The organism is Mesorhizobium sp. M8A.F.Ca.ET.207.01.1.1 (assembly GCF_004794715.1).
In the GTDB taxonomy this organism is placed as follows: Bacteria; Pseudomonadota; Alphaproteobacteria; order Rhizobiales; family Rhizobiaceae; genus Mesorhizobium.
On record NZ_SRUS01000001.1, the window covers coordinates 449,898 to 472,250 of the forward strand.

General features: G+C 63.1%; 19 protein-coding genes and 1 tRNA gene. 10 read left to right on the forward strand and 10 right to left on the reverse strand.

Annotated elements, in window-relative coordinates:
* The first annotated feature begins 38 nt into the window (after positions 1–38).
* The gene (locus EN850_RS02185; RefSeq protein ID WP_136090508.1) at positions 39–797 is read left to right on the forward strand and encodes a heme ABC transporter permease; all 759 of its coding nucleotides are present in this window, start codon (positions 39–41) and stop codon (positions 795–797) included.
* 337 nt (positions 798–1,134) lie between these two features.
* Here EN850_RS02185 and EN850_RS02190 read toward each other — a convergent pair whose 3' ends face one another.
* Positions 1,135–2,193, reverse strand: a complete 1,059-nt coding sequence (locus tag EN850_RS02190) for a D-TA family PLP-dependent enzyme (RefSeq protein WP_136090509.1) — start codon at positions 2,191–2,193, stop codon at positions 1,135–1,137.
* 186 nt (positions 2,194–2,379) lie between these two features.
* On the opposite strand from EN850_RS02190, the gene EN850_RS02195 reads away from it, so the two are divergent.
* Both EN850_RS02195 and EN850_RS02200 read left to right on the forward strand, forming a co-directional pair.
* Positions 2,380–3,066, forward strand: coding sequence for a D-lyxose/D-mannose family sugar isomerase (locus tag EN850_RS02195; protein WP_127278655.1), 687 nt, complete (start codon positions 2,380–2,382; stop codon positions 3,064–3,066).
* Positions 3,067–3,137: 71 nt separating this feature from the next.
* Positions 3,138–3,539 carry a hypothetical protein gene (locus EN850_RS02200; protein WP_127278656.1) on the forward strand — a complete coding sequence of 134 codons (402 nt, stop codon included), beginning with the start codon at positions 3,138–3,140 and terminating at the stop codon, positions 3,537–3,539.
* 31 nt (positions 3,540–3,570) lie between these two features.
* Here EN850_RS02200 and EN850_RS02205 read toward each other — a convergent pair whose 3' ends face one another.
* From EN850_RS02205 to EN850_RS02220, 4 genes are all read right to left on the reverse strand, one after another.
* Positions 3,571–5,256 carry a hypothetical protein gene (locus EN850_RS02205; protein ID WP_136090510.1) on the reverse strand — a complete coding sequence of 562 codons (1,686 nt, stop codon included), beginning with the start codon at positions 5,254–5,256 and terminating at the stop codon, positions 3,571–3,573.
* A gap of 149 nt (positions 5,257–5,405) precedes the next feature.
* A complete protein-coding gene (locus EN850_RS02210; protein WP_136090511.1) occupies positions 5,406–6,035 on the reverse strand; it encodes a hypothetical protein in 630 nt (209 codons plus the stop codon).
* 115 nt (positions 6,036–6,150) lie between these two features.
* Positions 6,151–6,224 (reverse strand) — tRNA-Gln (locus EN850_RS02215).
* A 162-nt stretch (positions 6,225–6,386) separates the two neighbouring features.
* Positions 6,387–7,319 carry a lysylphosphatidylglycerol synthase domain-containing protein gene (locus EN850_RS02220; protein ID WP_136090512.1) on the reverse strand — a complete coding sequence of 311 codons (933 nt, stop codon included), beginning with the start codon at positions 7,317–7,319 and terminating at the stop codon, positions 6,387–6,389.
* A 415-nt stretch (positions 7,320–7,734) separates the two neighbouring features.
* Between EN850_RS02220 and EN850_RS02225 the strand changes: the two genes are divergently transcribed.
* Positions 7,735–9,093 carry a Ppx/GppA phosphatase family protein gene (locus EN850_RS02225; protein ID WP_127280525.1) on the forward strand — a complete coding sequence of 453 codons (1,359 nt, stop codon included), beginning with the start codon at positions 7,735–7,737 and terminating at the stop codon, positions 9,091–9,093.
* 25 nt (positions 9,094–9,118) lie between these two features.
* Positions 9,119–9,916 carry an RlmE family RNA methyltransferase gene (locus EN850_RS02230; protein WP_136090513.1) on the forward strand — a complete coding sequence of 266 codons (798 nt, stop codon included), beginning with the start codon at positions 9,119–9,121 and terminating at the stop codon, positions 9,914–9,916.
* Positions 9,917–9,926: 10 nt separating this feature from the next.
* Here EN850_RS02230 and EN850_RS02235 read toward each other — a convergent pair whose 3' ends face one another.
* The gene (locus EN850_RS02235; RefSeq protein WP_135883644.1) at positions 9,927–11,348 is read right to left on the reverse strand and encodes an MFS transporter; all 1,422 of its coding nucleotides are present in this window, start codon (positions 11,346–11,348) and stop codon (positions 9,927–9,929) included.
* Between the two features lie 281 nt (positions 11,349–11,629).
* On the opposite strand from EN850_RS02235, the gene guaB reads away from it, so the two are divergent.
* The 3 genes from guaB to EN850_RS02250 are packed head-to-tail and all read left to right on the forward strand — an operon-like array spanning position 11,630 to position 14,151.
* Positions 11,630–13,132, forward strand: a complete 1,503-nt coding sequence (gene guaB, locus EN850_RS02240; RefSeq protein ID WP_127279866.1) for an IMP dehydrogenase — start codon at positions 11,630–11,632, stop codon at positions 13,130–13,132.
* A 31-nt stretch (positions 13,133–13,163) separates the two neighbouring features.
* Positions 13,164–13,706, forward strand: a complete 543-nt coding sequence (locus tag EN850_RS02245; protein WP_167531211.1) for a hypothetical protein — start codon at positions 13,164–13,166, stop codon at positions 13,704–13,706.
* Between the two features lie 25 nt (positions 13,707–13,731).
* Positions 13,732–14,151 (forward strand): MAPEG family protein, encoded by a 420-nt coding sequence (locus tag EN850_RS02250; RefSeq protein ID WP_127279864.1) that lies wholly within the window; start codon positions 13,732–13,734, stop codon positions 14,149–14,151.
* Between the two features lie 53 nt (positions 14,152–14,204).
* Here EN850_RS02250 and rnd read toward each other — a convergent pair whose 3' ends face one another.
* From rnd to EN850_RS02265, 3 genes are all read right to left on the reverse strand, one after another.
* Positions 14,205–15,356 (reverse strand): ribonuclease D, encoded by a 1,152-nt coding sequence (rnd, locus tag EN850_RS02255; protein ID WP_127279863.1) that lies wholly within the window; start codon positions 15,354–15,356, stop codon positions 14,205–14,207.
* Between the two features lie 75 nt (positions 15,357–15,431).
* Entirely contained in the window at positions 15,432–16,676 is a 1,245-nt protein-coding gene (locus EN850_RS02260) for an MFS transporter (RefSeq protein ID WP_127279862.1), read from the reverse strand.
* 137 nt (positions 16,677–16,813) lie between these two features.
* Positions 16,814–18,040, reverse strand: a complete 1,227-nt coding sequence (locus EN850_RS02265) for an MFS transporter (RefSeq protein WP_136090514.1) — start codon at positions 18,038–18,040, stop codon at positions 16,814–16,816.
* 118 nt (positions 18,041–18,158) lie between these two features.
* Between EN850_RS02265 and EN850_RS02270 the strand changes: the two genes are divergently transcribed.
* On the forward strand, positions 18,159–18,917 hold the full coding sequence (locus EN850_RS02270; protein WP_135883647.1) for a DeoR/GlpR family DNA-binding transcription regulator: 759 nt from the start codon (positions 18,159–18,161) through the stop codon (positions 18,915–18,917).
* Between the two features lie 134 nt (positions 18,918–19,051).
* A complete protein-coding gene (aspS, locus tag EN850_RS02275; RefSeq protein ID WP_189590995.1) occupies positions 19,052–20,842 on the forward strand; it encodes an aspartate--tRNA ligase in 1,791 nt (596 codons plus the stop codon).
* A gap of 115 nt (positions 20,843–20,957) precedes the next feature.
* Here the strand turns inward: aspS and EN850_RS02280 are convergent, their stop codons facing one another.
* On the reverse strand, positions 20,958–22,148 hold the full coding sequence (locus tag EN850_RS02280; RefSeq protein WP_127279453.1) for a hypothetical protein: 1,191 nt from the start codon (positions 22,146–22,148) through the stop codon (positions 20,958–20,960).
* Between the last annotated feature and the right edge of the window lie 205 nt (positions 22,149–22,353).

Sequence of the window (22,353 nt, forward strand, 5' to 3'; positions counted from 1 at the left end):
GATTGCCTCAAACGCGTCGGCGGTCTATGTAAAGCCGCATGAGCGACACCACCTCACGCCCGAGCGGCTGGACCGATCTTGCCAATCCGACGCGGTTCATCGGGCTGGCCGACAAGCTTGTGCCGTGGCTGGCGGCGCTTGCGGCGCTGATCCTAGCCGTTGGCCTCTATATGAGCTTCGCCGCGCCCGAGGATTTCCAGCAAGGCATCACGGTGCGCATCATGTACATCCACGTGCCTTTCGCCTGGCTCGCCATGATGTGCTACACGCTGATGGCAGTCTCTGCCCTTGGCACGCTGGTCTGGCGGCATCCACTGGCCGATGTGGCACTGAAGTCAGCGGCCCCCATCGGGGCCGTCTTTACCGCGCTGGCGCTGATTACCGGTTCGATCTGGGGCAAGCCGATGTGGGGCACCTGGTGGGTCTGGGACGCCCGCCTGACTTCCGTCTTCGTGCTGTTCCTGATGTATCTCGGCATCATCGCGTTAACCCGCGCGCTCGATGACGCCAGCCGCGCCGCCTGGGCCGCCGCCATCATCACGCTGGTCGGCTTCATCAACATTCCGATCATCAAATTCTCGGTCGACTGGTGGAACACACTGCACCAGCCGGCTTCGGTGTTCAGGCTCGGTGGTCCGACCATCGATCCCAGCCTGCTCTGGCCGCTGCTGGTGATGGCCGTCGGCTTCACCGTGCTGTTCTTCGCGCTGCATCTGATGGCCATGCGCACCGAAATCCGGCGCCGACGGGTTATTGCCATGCGGCGGGTGGCGGCGCGGCAGGCGGAGCGGACTTAACCTTCTCCACAAGGGAAGCTACGCCATTTCAAGCAGCGGGTTTTCGGTGGCAGCTCGGCGAATTCGTTTTCCTATGCTGCGCTGGTCGACCCCCCACTCCGTCGAGCTTCGCTCGACACCTCTCCCCCGATCGACGGGGTAGAGGAAAGGCGCCAAGCCTTTTTTTGTCAACGCTCGTCGAGCAAGGCTCCCTTCCTTTCCCTCCGGAGGGGGGAAAGGTGGCGCTGCGAAGCAGCGACGGATTGGGGGAACCACGTGGCAATCAGCATCGCGCCGATCAGTCACGCCAGTCGCACAAGATCTGTGTCTAGCTTGGCAGGTGGAAAGGGAAGGCCGCTCACCCCATCCGCCCCCTTGCCGCGACCGGCAGCGTTTCCAGCACTTTGTCGCCGTCGATGAGATGCACCTGGTCGAACAGGTTCGTCACCACGCAGCAATGGTCCGGCAGCACGCGGACGCGCTCGCCGATGCGCAGCTTGCCGTCGCCGGAAAGCGTGACCGTGCCGTGCTCCTCGCTCAGTCCCGTCACCAGCGCTCCCGGGACGCCCATCAACTCTCCGAAATCCTTTAGCCCCAGCGTATCGCTGGACAGGGCCTTGCTGCCGCTATCGAGGATCGCGCGCGTCGCTGTCGGATGGCTGACCACGGTTGCCAGCACGGTCAGCGCGCAATCGTCGAGGCCGCCGACGCCTTTGGCGACCTGGTAGCGGTCGAGATAGATATAGGTGCCGGGCCGGTATTCGGTGACGACGGAGGCATCGGCGGAACGCCACATATCGGGCGTGCCGCCGCTGGAGACACGCTCACAGGCGAGCCCTGAAGCGGCCAGCGCCTGTTTGGCGTCGGCAAGCCAGGTCTCGGCCTCCGCTGCCCGGCCGGCTGCCGGATAGGTCATCAGCCCGCCAAAGACAAGGCCGCCCGCCTTGTCGATCATCCTCGCCAGCGCAACCGCTTCATTGGCCGTCTGCACGCCGCAGCGCCCCATGCCGGTGTCGCATTCGACCAGCACCGACAGCGGATGCCCGGCATCGGTGAAGGTCGCAGCGAGCCCTTCCAGCGTCTGCGCGCTGTCGGCCGTCACCGACAGCGTCACGCGGCCGTGCAGCGCCTTCAGCCGGGCGAGCTTGGCGCGGCCAAGGATGTTGTAGGGAAGAAAGATATCCGTCAGCCCGGCGTCGGCCATCACCTCGGCCTCGCCGATCTTCTGGCAAGTGATGCCGACGGCCCCGGCTGCCACCTGCTTCTTCGCCCAATAAGGCAGCTTGTGGGTCTTGATGTGCGGCCTGAGCTTCAGCCCGTTCTTGTTGGCATGGGCCTGCGCGCGGGCGATGTTGGCTTCGGCGCGTGCGGCATCGATCAGGATCGACGGCGTATCGAGATCATGGATGGTCGGCATCGGCTATCTCTTTGAAAATTCGCAGGGGTTATGAGCCGGAAAGCACGCGATGTCACGCCGCACGCCAACCCGATCGGTGGGCCATGGGCGGGAACGCGCAGGGCTCGAACAGGCAGAATGGATCGACACCGCACCGGCGTTCGGCTATGCGATTTGTCGGCAAAATCGACACGAAGGGTCACGATCATGAAACGCTCCGCCATCAACGACATCATCCGCGAAGCCGACGCCTTCATCCGCTCGTTCGGCTATATCATGCCGCCCTTCGCCTACTGGTCGCCGGAAGAGATGAAGGCGCGCCAGGTCGATTCCTCGGCCATTTTCACCTCACGGCTCGGCTGGGACATCACCGACTACGGCCAGGGCAAGTTCGACGATCTCGGCCTGTTCCTGTTCACCGTCCGCAACGGCCGCTACGAGGACATGAAGAAGGGCATGGGCATGCTCTACGCCGAGAAGATCATGATCTCGCGCAAGGAGCAGATGTCGCCGATGCACCGCCACAACATCAAGGCCGAGGACATCATCAACCGCGGCGGCGGCAAGCTGGTGCTGGAACTGTTCATGCATGACCGCGACGGCGGCATCGACCCCAGGGCCGAGGTGTCGGTGCCTGTCGACGGAACCATCCACAGGCTGCCGGCGGGCGGGCTGTTGAAGCTCGACCCGGGCCAAAGCGTCACGCTTTTGCCTGGCGTGTGGCACGCCTTCTGGGCAGAGGGCAAGGACGTGCTGATCGGCGAGGTATCGACTGTCAATGACGATCGCACGGACAACGTCTTCCGTGAGCCGATCGGCCGTTTCGCCGATATCGAGGAAGACACGCCGCCGCTGCACCTGCTGGTGGCCGACTACGACAAATGGCTGGGTTGAGGCTTCCGCCCTTTATGCCGATTCGCCCCCTGATTTGCCGGCCAGCAACCAAGTCCGACGAGGAATAGATCTTGAAATCAGCTCTAGTTCTAGCCATTGCCGCCTTGGCGGCGGTCAGCTTCGGTATGCCGGCCCAGGCGGCCGGCTTCGCCAACATCATCCTTTCCGCGACGAAGGACGGCGCTACACCTCAGAGCAGCTTCCCCGTCGACACACCGGTGATTTACGTGTCGGCTGACTTGGTGGATATCGCGCCCACATCGAAAATCACATTTTCCTGGGTCTCGGTTGATTCCCACGGCGTCGCACCGGAAAACTATACTATCGACAAGGTCGATCTCGACGTCGGAGCGAACAATCAGGCTGATTCTCAGCTCACCAAACCCACGGCGGGATGGCCGGCGGGCACCTATCGTGTTGATTTGGCCATCGACGGAACGGTTGAGGATTCGGTGCCCTTCAGCATTCCATGATGGAAATGAACTGCCCTGGAAGGGCGTAGGCTCAATGACAACAGCTGAGTCCCGATTGCACGCTCGTCCGGCACAGGCAGGACGAGCTGATCGGCACATCCGCCTTTGCCATCGCCGTGGCAAGCCTTGCCTGCAGTGCCGGCAGTTCTTCGGTCTCGCCACGCCGGCTCAAACATTCCACCAGACCGTGCAGCGCCCAGACATTGTCCGGGTGCTGGGCACAGCGCTGCACCGTGGCGCTCAGGCCGAGATCGTCGCGATAGACCTGCTCGGCTTCCGCCGCATGCCCCTGGTCGAGAAGCAGTGCGGCCAGCGCATGGCGCGGCGGGTGCATCCACGCCCACGGCTCGGTGTAGGAAAGATTGTCATCCAGCTCGACCGCGTGCCTGAGATGGCCATAGGCCTCCTCGTGCCGGCCCTGGTGGTAGGCAAGCTCGCCGTCGAGCAAGGCGGCACCGACGGCGAGCGAGGCGCGGGTCGGGTTGCTGAGGAAACGCCGCTCGGGTGCAATGCCTTCGAGGTGCTGGTGAAACAATTCGCGCTCGCGCTCGGCTTCGGCGAATCGCCTCAACGTCGCATGCGCGACGCCCCTGGCGTAGTGCTGCATGGCCGCCGTCAGCACATAGAGGCCGGGCTCGGCGACCCTTGGTTCATCGATGATCTCCTGCCAGCGACCGAAGCGCACCAACACGTGCGATTTCATCGCATGATAGCCTTCCACGGTCTGGGTGAGTTTGGGCCGGTCCTGGATGGCGACCACGTCACGCGTCACCAGGCTGCGCACCTTGTCGGCGGCCCACAGTGCCGGCTGGTACTGGCCTGACAACATGCAGGTGAACATCATCAGGTGCAGATCGTGACAGCAGCCGAGCAGATAATAGGTCGGCTCATCAGCATAGGCGAGATAGAGGTCGTTGGCCCGAACCGCCTTCTCGCTGGCAAGCTTGGCTTTTTCATATTCGCCGCACAGCACATAGATATGCCCCGGCATGTGGTTCATGTGTCCGGCATCGGGGCACATCTCGCCAAGCAGATCGGCTGAGCGCATGCCGCGTTCCGGCATGGTGGACATTTCCAGGAGATGGATGTGCAGATGGACGATCGCCGGGTGCTGCGCGATGCCGGCCTCATCGGCGAGCCGGATCGACCGCTCGCAAACCTCCAGTGCCTCGATCACGTCTGAATTTGACGCCGGTTTACCGGTCTTGAGGTTCCAGAGCCGCCGCACCGTGCGCATCATCAGCGCTTCGACGAACAGCGCCATGACGTCATGGTCGTCGGGAAAGTTTTCATGGACCCGCCGCATCGCAGCGGCATAGGCATCGTCCCACTGCTCGAATTCCTGGGGGCTTACCCGGTGCGGCTTCTGGAAGCGGCAGGCCAGTGCCTCGATCAACCGCCTTTCGACCTCGCTGGCTGACGCCGCATTGGAGCGCGCGAGCTGGACGTGCTCGAAACAACGCTTCGTCGCGCTGTCAGCCTCGGCCTCGCCATGCTCCTTCCAGGTCAGATTGTAGAAAGGCCCAGCCGCATAGGCGATGCCCCAATGAACCATCGGGCAGTCCGGATCGGTCTCCAGAGCCTTCTCAAAGCACTTGATGCCTTCTTCGTGGTTGAAGCCGTAGCACCAGTTCAGGCCAATATCGAACCAGCGCTGGGTTTCTGCCGAGCGGGTAGAGATGGGGCGGCGGTAGACGCCAAGATTGAAGCGGTCCATGTGGTCTCATTCAAGCAGGTTGGCCGCGAGCCTAGCCCTGGCCAGATTCTTCGCCATGAATGTGTGCCAAAATCTGCAGGCATGGCAAACGCGATGAGGGCCATCGTTGTTCTGGCGTCGGTACGATCTGATCGGCGACCGGCGCCGCGTTACTCGCCTTCGAACGGCGCGTCGCTCTGCCAGCCGGCTAGCTCCGGCAGGTCGTCAAGCCAACTTTTCTCGGTCATCACGGCATCGCCGGCCTGCGGTGCAGCCTCCGTGGCGTTTTGAATCAACCAGTCCGCCCACTTCCGATAGGCAGCCGGATCCATCTGAGGCGGCAGCACCTTGCCCTTGAGCAACATCTTCTTGCGGAAACTGGTTTGCCTGCGCAGCTTGGTCGTGGTGAACTTGATTGCCTTGCCTTGGTATTCGACAGTCCAGCGGTCGTCCCCATGGCTGACAAGCCTGTCGATGGCGAAACCGGCATCGACCGGTCTGTCCCGCCAGGGAAGCTCGATGGCGTTCTTCCGCAGATCGATAGCCCATCGCCTGTAGTTGGCCCCGGGACGCTGGGGCGGCAGCACGCCGGCCTGCTCGAGCATCTTCCTCCGGAAGGTAGGCTGCTTCTTGAGCTGGCCGGTCGTGAACTCGATTCGATGTCCACGAAACTCGACGTGCCACCGGACTCGCCCGTTGCCGACATACTTCACCAGCCGGTCGATCAAAAACTCGCTATCGGCAAGCATCGCGCAGCCTTGGCTGATGCTTTCGCGGATGAACTCGGTGTCAGTGACCATCAGGCGGCCTTATGCAGGATTTCGTGGACGAAGCCGGGAGCGATGTGCCGGACTGCATCGGAAAGCGTTCCAATTCCGATTTCTTGTTTAGCTGGGTGCTCTCATTGAGAGGTGCTGGCTGGGGAACCTGGATTCGAACCAGGACTAACGGAGTCAGAGTCCGTGGGTCTACCGTTAACCTATTCCCCAGCAAGCGCGGTCATGGACCGCGCGGGCCGAACGGCTGAGCCGCTTGAGCGCTGCCTTGTAGCCGCCAGCGGAAAATAGTCAAGCCTGCTCCGCGGTTCAATCGCCAGCTTTTATCACCGGTTTCAAACGCCACCTTTTTCCAGCGGCGTGAGAACTCCGGGCTCAGCTCTCCTTGCGGCTGAATTGCGAGCGTTCGAAGAACAGCACGATGCCCAGGCCCAGAAACAGCGGGATGATCAGATAAAACAGCCGGAACACCAGCAGCGCGGCCAGCACGCCGACCGGGTCCATGTCCGAAAGCCCGGCCAGGAACACCACCTCGAATACGCCCAGCCCACCCGGCGCGTGCGAGATCTGGGCGACGGAAAAGGAGACGAGGAAGACGCCGAGCACGACGAAATAACCGGGATTGTGCATCTCGGGCAGGGCGAAGAAGATGATCGCGGCCGCCGCCAGCAACTCGATCGGACCGATCAGCAACTGCCTGGCGACGATCGGCAGCGCCGGATAGTGCAACTGGAAGCTGCCGATCTTCAGCGGGCGCAGATGCAGCCAGCTGCCGAATATATAGGCCGCGACGAGGACCAGCATCGCAATGCCCGCAGCCTCCGACAGGCCGTGATGGGCGATGCCGGAGAAGCGGTCGATAATCTGCGGCTCGAACACCAGCACGAGGCCTGCGGCGAGAATCGTCGACAGCACGAAGGTTATCCAGCAGACCGCCACCAGCACGCCGACCTCCTGGCCGGTCAGGCCCCTGGTGCCGTAGGCGCGGTAGCGGATGACGGCGCCGGAAAACACCGAGCCGCCGATATTGTGCGACAGCGCATAGGTGGTGAAGGAGCAGAGCGTCACGAACAGCCACGACACGCGCCTGCCGATATGCAGCAGCGCGATGTGGTCGTAGCCGGCGAGCGCGGCATAGGCGACGACCGAACTCAGGCCTGCCAGCATCCAGCCGCGAGCCGGAATGGCCGCCAGCCCGTCCCGGACGTCGTCGAGCGAGATGCCACGCAATTCATGCCAGAGCAGGAGCAGCGAGAAAATCACCGCGCCGATGCCGACGACCGGCCAGAAATAGCGTTTCCAGTTCATTGCTCGACTGCCATACGTTGCGTATCCGCTTCCTTTCTGTCGAGAGGCTGACCGCGCCCCGAATTCCCCATTCATTTCAGAAATGCCTCATTGAAGCCGGCTATTCAACCGCGAACACTTGTCGCGCCTGACGCCGGCAGGGCCTGCCTGCACCGGACGCGGCGCAAGAACGCCTGCAAGGGGCGGAGGCATCGGCCTTTACGGGCGCGGTCTCCGCTGGCGTCATGTTATCAATCCAGCCTTGCGAGTACATTACGGCGACGCAGCGAAAAGGCGGTTCGCGCACCCAGCCGGCAAAATTCGGCATGGGCTCTTGGTGATCGGGCGCGGCACTGTTAGTCTGGCGGCAACTTGAAACATGCCAAAGCGCCTGCTGCGTCCGTCACCGGTTCGCGCGGCGCCGGAAGGAACGACAGTGGAAGACCGCGACACCGGCGCAGGCGCGCCGGAGGTGGGCGCGTCCAGCGCTTCTCCGGGGTCATCAGGCCCGGGGACGGCCGGTTGGCAGCAACGCCGCCCGACGGAGCCTCGTTCCGTGAATGGGCAGGTGGGCGACGCAACCCAGAAAGGCAAGCCCAAGAAACGGCGCAAGCGAAGGCGCGGGCGCAAGGTTTTTGCGCGCGACGATGTGCGCCCCGAGGACAATCGATCGCCGCTGCAAGGCAAGGCCGCTACCGCGGCAGTCGACCTGAAGCCTGTTGCCGCTGCGGCGATCTCGCCCGTCGTTCCAGCGCCACGCCCCGAACAAGGCAACCGCAGGCCGCCGGTGCACGAGCTTCCGGTTTTCGCGGCGCTGGATCTCGGCACCAACAATTGCCGGCTGCTGGTCGCCGTTCCCACCCGTCACGGCCAGTTCCGCGTCATCGACGCCTTCTCGCGCATCGTCAGGCTGGGCGAGGGGCTCACCGCCAATGGCCGGCTCGGCCAGCCGGCGATGGACCGCGCGGTCGAGGCGCTGAAGGTCTGCGGTGACAAATTGCGCGGCCGCAAGATCAGGAAGGCAAGGCTGATCGCCACCGAAGCCTGCCGCACCGCCGAAAACGGCGTCGAGTTCCTCGATCGCGTCGAACGCGAAGCCGGCCTGAAGCTCGAGATCATCGATCGCCAGACCGAAGCCCGCCTTGCGGTTTCCGGCTGCGGCTCGCTGGTCGAGCGCGACACGCAAGGCGTCGTCCTGTTCGACATCGGCGGCGGCTCCTCCGAGATCGCGCTGATCGATCTCAGCGGCCGCCGCTCGCCGCGCCTTGCCAACCATATCGTCTCATGGACATCGCTGCCGGTCGGCGTCGTGTCATTGGCGGAACGCTTTGGCGGCCGCACCGTGACGCGCGAGATCTTCACCGCCATGGTCGACGACGTCGCCGGCAGGCTGGCTACTTTCGATGGCCGCGACCGGCTGAGCCATCTCAAGGCCAGCCCGAATTTCCATCTGCTCGGCACTTCGGGCACGGTGACGACGCTGGCCGGCGTCCATCTCGATCTCGAGCGCTACGACCGCCGGCGGGTCGACGGCCTGTGGATGGACCGCGACAGCGTCGACCGAATGGTGGAGAGACTGGTCGGCTGGGATTTCCAGCAGCGCTGCGCCAACCCCTGCATCGGCGCCGACCGCGCCGATCTGGTGCTTGCCGGCTGTGCGATCCTCGAAGCGATCCGCGCCGTCTGGCCGTCGGAGCGGCTGCGCGTCGCCGACCGTGGCCTGCGCGAAGGCATATTGAGCGAACTGATGGCCGATGACGGCGTCTGGCGCAACGATGGGCGTGCTAGGGCATGATCATGCTCAAACAAGAAATCAGGCAATGACCAAGAAACCGGAAAAACCAGGTTCGGCGAGCATTCGCGTGCTGAAGACGCGGATCAAGAAGAAAAGCGGCCTGAAGGAATCGTCACGCCGCTGGCTGCAGCGCCACATCAACGATCCCTATGTCCAACGCTCGAAAGCCGACGGCTATCGTTCCCGCGCGGCCTACAAGCTGATCGAGATCGACGACAAGCACCATCTCTTGAAGCCCGGCATGAAGGTGATCGACCTGGGTGCCGCCCCCGGCGGCTGGTGCCAGGTCGCGGCCGCGCGCACGAAATCGACGGCCGAAAACCCGCATGTCATCGGCATCGATTATCTGGAAATGGACGCCGTGCCCGGTGCGCCGGTGCTGCTGATGGATTTTCTCGATCCGCAGGCTCCGCAAAAGCTGGCCGAGGCGCTGGGCGGAGACCCGGATGTCGTGCTGTCCGACATGGCGGCACCGACAACCGGCCACAAGCGGACCGACCATATCCGTACCATGCATCTGTGCGAGGTGGCGGCCGATTTCGCGCTGTCGATCCTGAAGCCCGGCGGCCATTTCCTGGCCAAGACCTTCCAGGGCGGCGCCGAAAACGAACTGCTCTCGATGCTCAAGAAGAATTTCCGCTCCGTCCACCACGTCAAGCCACCAGCCTCGCGCGATGAGTCGGTGGAGCTTTATCTCTTGGCCAAGGATTTTAAGGGGCGAGAGGCTGGTCCGCCGTCAGGCGGATCGGAACGTCCAGTGGACGTTCCGAAGGGCTCGAGCGCCCGGAGCCATGGCGAAGGGCCGGGGGACGCAGACGGCTGAGTTGGCCGCTTCACTCTCCCGGCGATCTCACCGGTTCCAGCGTCTTGGGCGTCGTCAGCCGGCCATGGCCCGACACGGCGTTGCCGGCATCGGGTGCCAGCCGCATGAACGACAGTGACGCCGCCGCCGATACCGCCGCCACGATGAAGAAGGCGGTATGGAAATCGCCCAGCGTCAGCGGGCCGCCATGGATCGAGGTCGAGACTTCCAGAACACCGCCGGCGAGCGCCACGCCGAGCGCGATCGAGAGCTGCTGGAACACCGCCGTGATCGGCGTCGCCTTGCTGGTATCCTCGGCCGAAACCTCGGCATAGGACAGTGCGTTGACACCGGTGAAGAACATCGAACGGATAAAGCCGCCGACCAGCAAAATGGCCAGCATCAGCGCGTAAGGCGTTTCGGGGGTGAAGAGGCCGTAGATGGCGATCGATGCGGCGGCGACCAGCGAGCCGGCGATCAGCACGCGGCGGAAGCCGACGACACGGAAGATCAGCGCGGTGACGAATTTCATGCCGATGGCGCCGATCGCGGAGACGAAGGTGATCATGCCGGACTGGAATGGGGTCAGCCCGAAACCGATCTGGAACATCAGCGGCAACAGGAACGGCACCGCGCCGATGCCGATGCGAAACAGGCTGCCGCCAAGCACCGACGAGCGGAACACCTGGTTGCGGAACAGCTCAAGCGCCAGCAGCGGATTTCTGGCGCGGCGCGCATGCATCAGGTAGAGCGCGCCCGACAGCAGCCCCACCGCGACCGTGATGAAGCCGGTGGCCGGCGGCAGATAAGGCAGGCTGACCACCGACAGGCCGAACACGACGCCGGATGCGGCAAGCCCGCTCAACACGAAGCCGATGAAATCGAGCGGCGGCGTCTCGGTTGCTTCGGTTTCCGGCAGGAAGCGTGTGGCCAGCCAGATGCCGATCAGGCCGATCGGCACGTTGATCAGGAAGATCCAGTGCCACGTAAAATAGGTGGTGATAAAGCCACCGATCGGCGGACCGACCAGCGGGCCGACGAGTGCTGGAACGGTCAGCCAGGACATGGCGGCGACCAGGTCGCTCTTGGGCGTGGCGCGCACCAGCACCAGGCGCCCGACCGGGGTCATCATGGCGCCGCCAATGCCTTGCAGGAAGCGCGACACCACGAAGGCCGGCAGCGAACCGGACAGCGCGCAGGCAACCGAACCGGCAATGAACACCGCGATCGCCGCACGAAAGATGTTCTTGGCGCCGAAGCGGTCGGCCATCCAGCCGCTGATCGGAATGAAGATCGCCAGCGACACCAGATAGGCGGTCAGCGCCAGTTTGAGCGCGATCGGGCTGGTATGGATGTCGATGGCGATCGCCGGCAGCGATGTCGCGATGACGGTCGAATCCATGTTTTCCATGAAAAGAGCGACCGCCAGTATGAGCGGAATGGTGCGGTTCACAAAAACGCGTCCGGGCTTGATTCCAGATGTTGCCGACCTTGCCGGCACGCAGGGCGGGTATCACGGCTGGACACCGATGTCGCATTAATTTGCTTTCACTTTTGTGCGATCGCAACCAGGGGTGGCGTTGCCGGGCTCGTCGTGATCCTGTTGTGCAACGCAATGATCGGCTTTTCATCCGTCCCGGGACGTGTTACCAGCCACCGCCAATCCTGAAAGGGAATAACGAGTCGGCGCTGCCCATTCCGGTCCAGCGCTTTTTCGCATTCAAAGGGCTGGCTATGGCAAAAATCATCGAAACGTCCACCGGCGCACTGGCGCTGACCTTTGACGACGTGCTTTTACAGCCCGGTCATTCCGAAGTGATGCCCGGCCAGACCGACATCCGCACCCGCATCGCCGGCGACATCGACCTCAACGTGCCGATCCTGTCGGCGGCGATGGACACGGTCACCGAGGCAAGGCTTGCCATCGCCATGGCGCAGGCCGGCGGCATCGGCGTCATCCACCGCAATTTCTCGCCCGCCGAACAGGCGGAGCAGGTGCGGCAGGTCAAGAAATTCGAATCCGGCATGGTGGTGAACCCGGTCACCATCGGTCCCGACGCCACGCTCGCCGACGCGCTGTCACTGATGCGCACCTACTCGATCTCGGGCATTCCGGTGGTCGAGAATGGCGGCGCCGGCGGCCACAAGACCGGCCGGCTGGTGGGCATCCTGACCAACCGCGACGTGCGCTTCGCTTCCGATCCTGCGCAAAAGGTCTACGAATTGATGACCCGGGAGAACCTGATCACGGTCAAGGAGAATGTCGACCAGGACGAGGCCAAGCGGCTCCTGCACCAGCACCGCATCGAGAAGCTGGTCGTGGTCGACAAGGCGGGCAATTGCGTTGGGCTGATCACCGTCAAGGACATCGAGAAGTCGCAGCTCAACCCGCATGCCACCAAGGATGCGCAGGGGCGACTGCGCGCCGCGGCCGCCACCAGCGTCGGCGATGACGGCTTCGAACGCGCCGAGCGTCTTATCGAGGCGGGCGTCGACCTTTTGGTGATCGACACCGCGCATGGCCACTCGCAGCGCGTGCTGGACGCGGTGACGCGGGCCAAGAAGCTTTCCAATTCCGTGCGCATCCTGGCCGGCAACGTCGCCACCGCCGAAGGCACGCAGGCGCTGATCGACGCCGGCGCCGACGCCGTCAAGGTCGGCATCGGTCCGGGCTCCATCTGCACCACCCGCATCGTGGCCGGGGTCGGCGTTCCCCAGCTTTCGGCCATCATGTCGGCGGTCGAGACGGCGCATAAATCCGGCGCCTCGGTGATTGCCGACGGCGGTATCAAATATTCCGGCGATCTCGCCAAGGCACTCGCCGCCGGCGCCAGCGCCGCCATGATCGGCTCGCTGCTTGCCGGGACCGACGAAAGTCCGGGCGAGGTGTATCTGCACCAGGGCCGCTCCTTCAAGGCCTATCGCGGCATGGGCTCGGTCGGCGCAATGGCGCGGGGCTCCGCCGATCGCTACTTCCAGGCCGAGGTGCGCGACACGCTGAAACTGGTGCCGGAAGGCATTGAAGGGCAGGTTCCCTACAAAGGACCTGTGTCTGGCGTGCTGCACCAGCTTGCAGGCGGGCTGAAAGCCGCTATGGGTTATGTTGGTGGCCGCGACCTTGCCGATTTCCGCGACCGCGCCACCTTTGTGCGCATATCCAACGCCGGACTTCGTGAGAGCCACGCCCATGACGTCACGATTACCCGCGAAAGCCCCAACTATCCCGGCGGAGCCTGATTCTTCCGGGCTTTGGCGCAACTTGGCCGCCATGGTGCTGCGCCTGTCGCGCCATGTCGGAGCGCTCTGCTTTCTCTCGGCAGCGGTTTTCATCGCCATGACCGGGATGGAGTTCTTCTATTTCCGCCAGTTGAGCGGGGGCTTGGCCTCGCTCGACATGCGCTATTTCGGATTCACGCCCGACGAAGGCATGGCCTGGCTGACGGCGCTTGGCCGGCGCGGCAGCGAGATCATCCTGGTCTGGCATTACCTGACCTTCGATCTTTTGTTTCCTGCGCTGTTGTCGCTGACGCTAGTCAGCCTGATCGTGGTAACTGGCCGGCGCTTGAAGGCTTTCCGTGTGCTGCCGGGGCAGATGCAGGCGATCTTCGCCTTGGTCCTGGTGCTGCCCTACACGCTCGCCGACTATGTCCAGAATATCGCCGTGGCGCGGCTTCTGTCCGATTTCCTCTATGCCAACCCGGACTCGCTGTCTTTCGCCTCGGCGCTGATCGTCACCAAATTCGCGCTTCTCGCCCTCCCGGTCATCGTCATTGCCGCTTTCTGGCTGGCGGGCCAAAGACGTCAGAACTGAAGCCGAAAAGGGCAGGGGCCACTTCATGAACCAGACCACCATCTTCTGGCCGGTCCTGGCGCATGTGCTGCTGATCTACATCGTCTACTGCGTCCTAGGCCGTCGCCGAGACGGTGCGGTCAAGTCAGGCGAAGCCAAGACCGGCCAATACAAAGTGCGTTCGACCGAGCCGGCGTCCAGCGTCACGGTCGCCGCCAATCTCAACAACCAGTTCGAATTGCCGGTTCTTTTCTACGTGCTGTGCCTGGCGCTGCACGTCACCAACGGCGTCAATTACCTGACCCTGGCGCTGATGTGGATCTTTGTCGCCTCGCGCTACTTCCACGCCTGGGTTCACCTGACCAGCAACGAACTGCGCCTGCGCAGGCGGTCTTTCTTTCTCGGTGCGGTCATTATCCTGTTGGGCTGGATCTGGTTCGCTCTTCACCTGCTCCAGGTGGTTTGAGCAGAAGCGGCGTTGGCGCTCTTTTCCCGAGGCGGAAGAAGAGAGGCCGATTTCTACAGATCGAACACGGCTATCTTGCGCTTGTCGAACTTGATGCCGATCTCACCGCGCACCAGCTTCAGCGCCTGTTCGCCGAACACGGCGCGCCGCCATCCCTGCAGTGCCGGCACATCGGCGTCCTCGCCCTCGGCGGCGATGCGATCGATATCGTCGCTGGACGCCAATACTTTCGAGGCCACGCCCTGTTTTTCGGCGACGATCCTGAGCAGCACTTTCAAGAGTTCCGCGGCCGCATTCGAGCCTTCGGGCGGCTGGAAGTTTTTCGGCAGTTTCGGCATCTGCTCCTTGGGCAAGGCGAGCGCCGTGTTGACCGCGCCGAGCAGTGCGGTCGCCGTCGAGGAGCGTTCCCAGCCCTTTGGCGTGGTACGGAGTTTGGCAAGGGCTGCCGCATCGCGCGGCCCTTGTTGCGCGATCTCGTAGATCGCGTCGTCCTTGAGCACGCGGCCGCGCGGCACGTCGCGCTCGCGCGCTTCGCGTTCGCGCCATGCCGCCACGGTCTGCACGATCGCCAGCTCCTGTGGTTTGCGCAGTCGCATCTTCAGCCGCTTCCAGGCATCCTCGGGGTGCGGATCGTAGGTCTCGCGCGAGGTCAGGACGTCCATCTCCTCATTCAGCCAGTGAGCGCGGTTTTCCCGCGCCAGCTCGGCGTTGAGGTGCTGATAGACCTCGATCAGATGGGTAACGTCGGCCAGCGCATAGTCGAGCTGCTTGTCGGACAGCGGCCGATGGCGCCAGTCGGTGAAGCGCGACGACTTGTCGAGCCGCGCCCCGGTGATGCGCTGCACGAGTTGATCGTAGGAAACGCTGTCTCCGAAGCCGCAGACCATCGCCGCCACCTGGGTGTCGAACACCGGGTGCGGAACGAGATCGCCGAGATGGACGATGATTTCGATGTCTTGCCGGGCGGCGTGGAAGACTTTGACCACCGCCTCGTTGGCCATCAACTTGAAGAACGGAGCCAGGTCGATGTCTGATGACAGCGGATCGATCAGCGCCGTCACGCCGGGCGCGGCCATCTGGATCAGGCACAGGATTGGCCAGAAGGTCGTTTCGCGGATGAATTCGGTGTCGACGGTGACGAAATCCGACTTTTCGAAAGCGGCGAGAACGGTCTCGAGTTCTTTCTGGGTGGTGATGACGTGCATCAAATCGCTTTTGGCAGGAGTAGGGTCTTCCTAGATTTCAGCCGGGAAGGCTTTCGTCAAGCTGTGCTGCCACCGTCACGGCCCTTCCGGACTGTCTGGATCACTATTTCTCCTGGCCAGACGCGCGAAAATGGTCGAGGTGCGCAACAGCGCGGTGAAGCGGCTGCGCTTGCCGGCCGGCACGCCGGACCGGGCCTGCATGCGGTAGAGGATAACGGCGATGAACACCGCGTAGACCACGGCACTGAAGACAAACAGCGCGCTTGGCCCGAAATACTGCATCGCCGTCGAGGCCGCGAAAGGGCCGCCAATAGCGCCGAAGGAATAGAACAGCATCAGGGCTGCATTGATCAGCACGAACTCGCCGGCATCCGCGCGATCATTGGAATGCGCCGCCGACAGTGAATAGAGCGGCATGGCGAAACAGCCGAAGATGAAGACGGCGATGAAGTTGAGCAGCGGATTGCTGCCGGCAATGAACACCAGCGCCAGTGCCGAAAGCATCGCGCAGCAAGTCGTCATCAGCAGCACCCGCCGCCGGTCCCAGCGGTCGGAGAGATAACCGAGTGGATACTGGATGATCGCGCCGCCGAAAATGCCGACGCTGACGAAAGTGACGACGTCGGCGACCGACATGCCGATCTGCTCGGCATAGACCGGCGACAAGGTGCGAAAGGCGCTGTTGGTGACGCCGACGGCGATGCAGCCGAAGCAGCCAAGCGGCGAAATCCGCCAGACGCGTGCCAGATCGAGCTTGACCTCTTCCGGCGGCGTCGGGTTGGAACGGTCGCCAAGCGAGACCGGCACCAGCGACAGTGTGATCATGATCGACATGATGGCGAAGATGCTGAAGCCGCCGGCACCGAAGACCGGAATCAGGAACTGGGCTGATGTCACCGATCCGGTATCTACCATCCGGTAGATGGCCAGCACACGGGCGCGGTCGCGGTTGGTGACGCCTGAATTCAGCCAGCTTTCGACGATGGTGAACAATCCGGCGAAACAGAAGCCGCCGGCAAAGCGCACCGCGCACCACATCACCGGATCGAGGACCAGTACCAGGAGCAAGGTGCCGACCGAGGCGATCGCCGCCAGCGCCGAGAACGCCCTGATATGGCCGACCGCCTTCATGATGCGGGTGATGGCCAGGCAGCCGAGCAGGAAGCCGGCGAAATAGAAGGTGCCCATAAGACCGATGTCGGACGCCGAAAACCCTTCCTGCGCGCCGCGCAGCGCGATCAGCGTGCTCTGCAGCCCATTGCCGCCGAGCAGGATGCCTGCGGCGAGAAGGAGCGGAATCAGCGGGCGGATGGAGGACATGAAGCGGCGATCACGTATCGGTGATCCCTTCTTGAACCAAAGCGACCGTCAATGCCAGCGGACAATCCTTAGTTCTTGCGGGGCGACTCCCTTGGGCAGGCCGCGCCAGCCGTCCGGTGGACGGGTAGGCGAGCCGCCTATGCCTCGTTGGCCCGCGCCAATGCCTCCTCCCTCGTCCCGTTGGGGCCTGCGCTTGCGGAGGTGGCGGAAGAAGATCGCCTGGCGCCAAGCGAGCCGACGGTCAGCAGGCTGAGTATGACGAATGGGATGCCGATGCCGAAGGCCGAGCGGATGCCCCAATGGTCCGAGACGAAGCCAAGCAGCGGCGGGCCGAGCAGGAAGGCAGTGAAGGAGATCTGTGACAATGCCGCTACGTTGATCGCCGCGGGGCGATCGCTTCGCTGAGCGGCGGCCGAGATCGCCAGCGGGAAGATGGCGCTGCTGCCAACGCCCAGAAGCGCGAAGCCGAGCATCGAGATAAATGGCGCGGGCGAGAAGAAGACCAGGAAAACGCCGGCAGCCATCATCGCCAGGAGGACGCGCGCCACGCCGCTTGGCGAATGGCGGTCGACGAAGCTGTCGGCGAAGAAACGCGTCGTCGCCTGCGAGAATGCAAACAGCGCCACTGTGAAGCCGGCGACAAAGGGGCCGGATTCGAACACGGTGCGCATGTAGATTGCCGACCAGTCGATGCTGGCGCCTTCCAGCAGCATCGCCGAAAGCGTCACCGCGACGAGAACGAGAATCGGCAATGTCGGACGGGCGAACATGGGCGCCTTGTCGCCGGTAGCGGCGAAGCGGGCAGGGGCCGGCTCGTAGCCGCCGAGAAAAATCGCCATCGAGATAGCCACTATAGGCACGACCAGCGCCAGATGGAGTTGCGGCGACAGGCCAAGATGCGCCATCGCGCCGCCGAACAGTCCGGCACCGAAGAAGCCCGCGCTCCAGAACGAATGAGCGCGGTTCATGATCCGGCGTTTGAGTTGGAATTCCGTCCTGTCGGCTTCGACATTCAGGATGATTTCGACGCTGCCGATCATCAGGCCGATGGGAAACAGCATCAGGAACAGTGCGACGGGTTCCGGCGCATGTACGGCGATGGCGTAGAGAAGCGCCAGCAGCGGAACCAGCGTGAGCAGCGCGCGGCGAAAGCCGATGCGCTCCAGGAGGGGCGTGGCCAGCGTCAGTGCGGTCAGGGTGCCGATCGGTGTCCCGATCAGGCTGAGCCCCAGCGTGCCGTCCGCGATGCCCATGGCATGCTTGATGTCGGGCAGTCGCGGGAAGATGTTGCCCATGGCGAACGAATAGGTCGCAAACCCAGCATAGACCCGGTGTTGAGGGGCAAGGTTGAGGCCAAAGCTCATCGCGGTGCTTTCAATGAAAAACGGGCGGCTGCCTTGTCCAGCAGCCAGACATGTCGACTTCTTGCATAAACGTGCAAAACATGCAAGAACGTGCAGAACAAGAAAACAGGGTTCGGCAATGCTCACCGATCAACGGCACCAGCTCATCCGTGACCGCCTTGCGGCGGAGGGGAGTGTCCTGGCCGGCGAACTGGCAAGCCGCTTCGGTGTTTCGGAAGACACCGTACGCCGCGACCTGAGGGAGCTGGCTAAGGCCGGTGAATGCCGTCGCGTTTACGGCGGTGCGGTCGCTTCCGCGCCCCTTGCAGCGGCAACGATCAGCCAGCGGGGCGGTCATGCGATCGAGGAGAAGGCGCGTCTGGCAAATGCGGCGGTGGCGGTGCTCTCCGCTGGACAAAGCCTGTTCATCGATGGCGGCACGACCAATGAGGCGATCGCCAGGGCCATCCCGCGCGACATCGAGCTGACCGTAGCCACCAATTCGCTTGGCGTCGCCTCGGTCCTGTCGGATCACCCCTTGGTCGAACTGATCGTGCTCGGCGGCAGGTATGTCCGCGACCTTGGCACCTGTGTCGGCGCCGATACGCTGGCTGCCGTGGCACAGCTTGGCGCCGACCTGTTTTTCCTGGGATCCTGCGGCCTTGATGCCACGCGAGGCGTGACCGCCTTCGATTCGTCCGAGGCCGAGGTGAAGCGGGCCATGGCGGGGAATAGCGCCGGCATCCTCATTGCCGTCACCAATGACAAGCTGGCCACCGCGGCGCCCTATCGCGTCGCTGCTGCCGGGTCGATCAGCCATCTCGTCGTCGAGAAGACCGCGCCCGCTGCCATCCTTGCCGATTTCGAACGTCAGGGCGCCCAAATCCACTTCGCGTGAACGGTCGAAGCCGCGAGCCTGTATGACCGCTTGCCTTGACAAATCCGGCCTCCCATGCGCTTTTCGCGCAAATTTTGAGGCCGGGCCGTAATGCTTCGGTCTGCCACCCAGCACCCCGGACTTTATCCATGACAATGCATCGTTACCGCAGCCATACCTGTGCCCAGTTGAGAAAGAGCGACGTCGGCAATTCCGTCCGGCTGTCGGGCTGGGTGCATCGCGTGCGCGACCATGGCGGCCTGCTCTTCATCGACCTGCGCGACCACTACGGCCTGACCCAGATCGTCGCCGATCCCGATTCGCCTGCCTTCAAGGTCGCCGAGACCGTGCGCGGCGAATGGGTGATCCGCGTCGACGGCGAGGTCAAGGCGCGCCTGCCGGAGACCACGAACGCCAATTTGCCGACCGGCGAGATCGAGATTTTCGCCCGCGAGATTGAGGTGCTGTCCGCCGCCAAGGAGTTGCCGCTGCCGGTGTTCGGCGAACCGGACTATCCCGAGGACATCCGTCTGAAATACCGCTTCCTCGATCTGCGCCGTGAGACGTTGCATCGGAACATCGTGGCGCGCACGAAAATCATCGCAGAGATGCGCAAGCGCATGGGCGAGGTCGGCTTCACCGAATTCTCGACGCCGATCCTCACTGCGTCGTCGCCGGAAGGTGCGCGCGACTTCCTGGTGCCGTCGCGCATCCATCCCGGCACGTTCTACGCGCTGCCGCAGGCGCCGCAGCAGTACAAGCAATTGATTATGGTGTCGGGCTTCGACCGCTATTTCCAGATCGCGCCCTGCTTCCGCGACGAGGATCCGCGCGCCGACCGTCTGCCCGGCGAATTCTACCAACTCGACCTCGAAATGAGCTTCGTCGAGCAGGACGACGTGCTGTCGACCATGGAACCTGTGATGCGCGGCGTCTTCGAGACCTTCGCCAACGGCAAGCCGGTAACGCAGAAGTTCCAGCGCATCCCTTATGATGTCGCCATGCGCAAATACGGCTCCGACAAGCCCGATTTGCGCAACCCGATCGAGATGCAGGCCGTCTCGGATCATTTCCGCGATTCCGGCTTCAAGGTATTCGCCAACATCTTGGCCAACGACCCGAAGGCGGAGGTTTGGGGCATTCCCGCCAAGACCGGCGGCAGCCGCGCCTTCTGCGACCGCATGAATAGCTGGGCGCAAGGCGAGGGCCAGCCGGGGCTGGGCTACATCTTCTGGCGCAAGGAGGGCGACAAGCTCGAAGGCGCCGGCCCGCTCGCCAAGAACATCGGCGAGGAACGCACGGAAGCGATCCGCCTGCAGCTCGGCCTTGCCGACGGCGACGCCGCCTTCTTCGTCGCCGGCGATCCGAAGAAGTTCGTTTCTTTCGCGGGCGCTGCGCGCACCCGTGCCGGCGAGGAACTCAATCTTGTCGATCGCGAACGCTTCGAATTGTGCTGGATCGTCGACTTCCCGTTCTTCGAATGGAATGAGGAGGAGAAGAAGATCGACTTCGCCCACAATCCGTTCTCCATGCCGCAAGGTGGCATCGATGCGCTCAACGGCGAGGACCTGCTCGGCATCAAGGCGTTCCAGTACGACATGGTCTGCAACGGTTTCGAGATCGCCAGCGGCGGTATCCGCAACCATTTGCCCGAAACCATGGTCAAGGCGTTCGAGACGGTCGGGTTGGACCGCGCCACGGTCGAGGAACGCTTTGGCGGCCTCTATCGCGCCTTCCAGTATGGCGCGCCGCCGCATGGCGGCATGGCGGCCGGTGTCGATCGCGTCGTCATGCTCCTGGTCGGTGCCAAGAACCTGCGCGAAATCACCATGTTCCCGATGAACCAGCAGGCCTATGATTTGTTGATGAGCGCGCCGTCGGAAGCCTCTCCGCAGCAGCTTCGCGAACTGGCGCTACGCGTCGCGCCGACCAAGAAGGACGCCTGACCGGAGCTTCGGGCTTCACTTCAGGAACTTGCTCGAACCGGTTCTTTCGATTCGGCAATCCAACAAAAAAGCCCGGCATCGCTGCCGGGCTTTTTTCGTCTTGAGGCCGTTTCGATCAGTCCTCGTTCGCCTTGACGCTGACGCCGAGTGTCTTCGGCAGATCGAGCGGGTTGGACATGGCGCCCGCCATGATCAGCGCGAAGGGCACCGATGCCGGCGGCTCGGCCGAGATTTCGAGGCTCTTCGGATCGTCGAGATATTTGCTGACCGCCGCGGTCACCTGAGCCGTCAGTTCCGGATTGTTGAGCTGTGCCATGCCGAACGGCACGATCGCCTTGGCCTGGTTGGCGATGTCCTTGGCCGACATGCCCTGCTGCTTGCCGACATAGTCCAGCACCTTGCCGGTCAGCGAATCGTCGTCGAAGCGGATCGAGGCGCTGTTGAACGAAAGCTGCTGCAACAGGCCGAGCATGGCCATGCCTTGTGCCGAATTGTCGGCACCTTCGGGCTGTGCCGCCATCTTCTTCTGCATTTCCTGCAGCGACTTGATGAAATCGATCGTGTAGCCGCCAAGGTCGAAGGTCATGCCGAGCGTGCCGGCGTTCTCGACGGAGATGTCGTATTTCGACAGTTCCATCTTGCCGTCCGATGGCTGCCATGTGCCGGCCATTTCGAGATTGCCCGAGATGTTCTGGTAGCCCAGCGCGTCGATGACTTCCTTGGACTTGGGGTCGTCGACCAGCGACAGATCGGCGGTGAACTTCTCGGTATTGGCGGTGAATTCCATCGCCTTGCCGTCGGCGGGCGGCGTGATCTCGATGGCAAGGCCGTCCATCGAGAAGGCGGTCTTGTCGGCGACCTTGACCGTCATGTTCGACAGTTCGGCGGATTTGTACATCATCAGCGAACCAAGCGGGCTGGTGGAGCCGTCGGCCGGTACCGTCATGTCGTGGATGACGAAGGGACTGAGATCGAGGGTGACGCCGTCCTTGCTGTGTTCGAAGGCCGAGGTCGACACGGTGCCGATATCATAGCCGCCATTGGCTTCGGTGACGTTCTCGAGCTTGACGTCGCCGATCGCCAGCGCTTCCTTTTCCGCGGCCGGTTTCACCGACACGCCCTGCAGCACCATGCTGGTGTTGTCGCCGGTCACGCCGGTCCAGGAGATGTCGACACCCTGTGCGGAGAGCGCTGCCTTCAGCCGGTCCGCGACCGCGGCGTCCTGGGCAAGGGCCGCATTCAGCGGCAGTGTGAGCAAGAAAGTCGAAAGAGCGAATTTCCGGAGAGTTGAGCGTTTGATTGTCATCGCAAGGTCCCTGAGAGTGTCCTGAAATTGTTTTTCAATTCTTTGCGCCATCACCATTCCGTGACGAACTGGACGGGAAAAAGGCGTGTTCCATTACAATGGTCAAAAATCGCGGTGAAAGGCAAACCCGATCCGAGCGCTATTGGAGAATGCAGTGAATTTGGCATGAAGGTCGGGCCGCCAGCGTGCATCGCAATAGATGCGG

Coding starts and splice junctions, on each gene's coding strand:
- EN850_RS02185 (WP_136090508.1), top strand. CDS start 39: ATGAGCGACACCACCTCACGCCCGAGCGGCTGGACCGATCTTGCCAAT.
- EN850_RS02190 (WP_136090509.1), bottom strand. CDS start 2,193: ATGCCGACCATCCATGATCTCGATACGCCGTCGATCCTGATCGATGCC.
- EN850_RS02195 (WP_127278655.1), top strand. CDS start 2,380: ATGAAACGCTCCGCCATCAACGACATCATCCGCGAAGCCGACGCCTTC.
- EN850_RS02205 (WP_136090510.1), bottom strand. CDS start 5,256: ATGGACCGCTTCAATCTTGGCGTCTACCGCCGCCCCATCTCTACCCGC.
- EN850_RS02210 (WP_136090511.1), bottom strand. CDS start 6,035: ATGGTCACTGACACCGAGTTCATCCGCGAAAGCATCAGCCAAGGCTGC.
- EN850_RS02220 (WP_136090512.1), bottom strand. CDS start 7,319: ATGAACTGGAAACGCTATTTCTGGCCGGTCGTCGGCATCGGCGCGGTG.
- EN850_RS02230 (WP_136090513.1), top strand. CDS start 9,119: ATGACCAAGAAACCGGAAAAACCAGGTTCGGCGAGCATTCGCGTGCTG.
- guaB (WP_127279866.1), top strand. CDS start 11,630: ATGGCAAAAATCATCGAAACGTCCACCGGCGCACTGGCGCTGACCTTT.
- EN850_RS02245 (WP_167531211.1), top strand. CDS start 13,164: ATGGTGCTGCGCCTGTCGCGCCATGTCGGAGCGCTCTGCTTTCTCTCG.
- EN850_RS02250 (WP_127279864.1), top strand. CDS start 13,732: ATGAACCAGACCACCATCTTCTGGCCGGTCCTGGCGCATGTGCTGCTG.
- rnd (WP_127279863.1), bottom strand. CDS start 15,356: ATGCACGTCATCACCACCCAGAAAGAACTCGAGACCGTTCTCGCCGCT.
- EN850_RS02260 (WP_127279862.1), bottom strand. CDS start 16,676: ATGTCCTCCATCCGCCCGCTGATTCCGCTCCTTCTCGCCGCAGGCATC.
- EN850_RS02265 (WP_136090514.1), bottom strand. CDS start 18,040: ATGAGCTTTGGCCTCAACCTTGCCCCTCAACACCGGGTCTATGCTGGG.
- EN850_RS02270 (WP_135883647.1), top strand. CDS start 18,159: ATGCTCACCGATCAACGGCACCAGCTCATCCGTGACCGCCTTGCGGCG.
- aspS (WP_189590995.1), top strand. CDS start 19,052: ATGCATCGTTACCGCAGCCATACCTGTGCCCAGTTGAGAAAGAGCGAC.
- EN850_RS02280 (WP_127279453.1), bottom strand. CDS start 22,148: ATGACAATCAAACGCTCAACTCTCCGGAAATTCGCTCTTTCGACTTTC.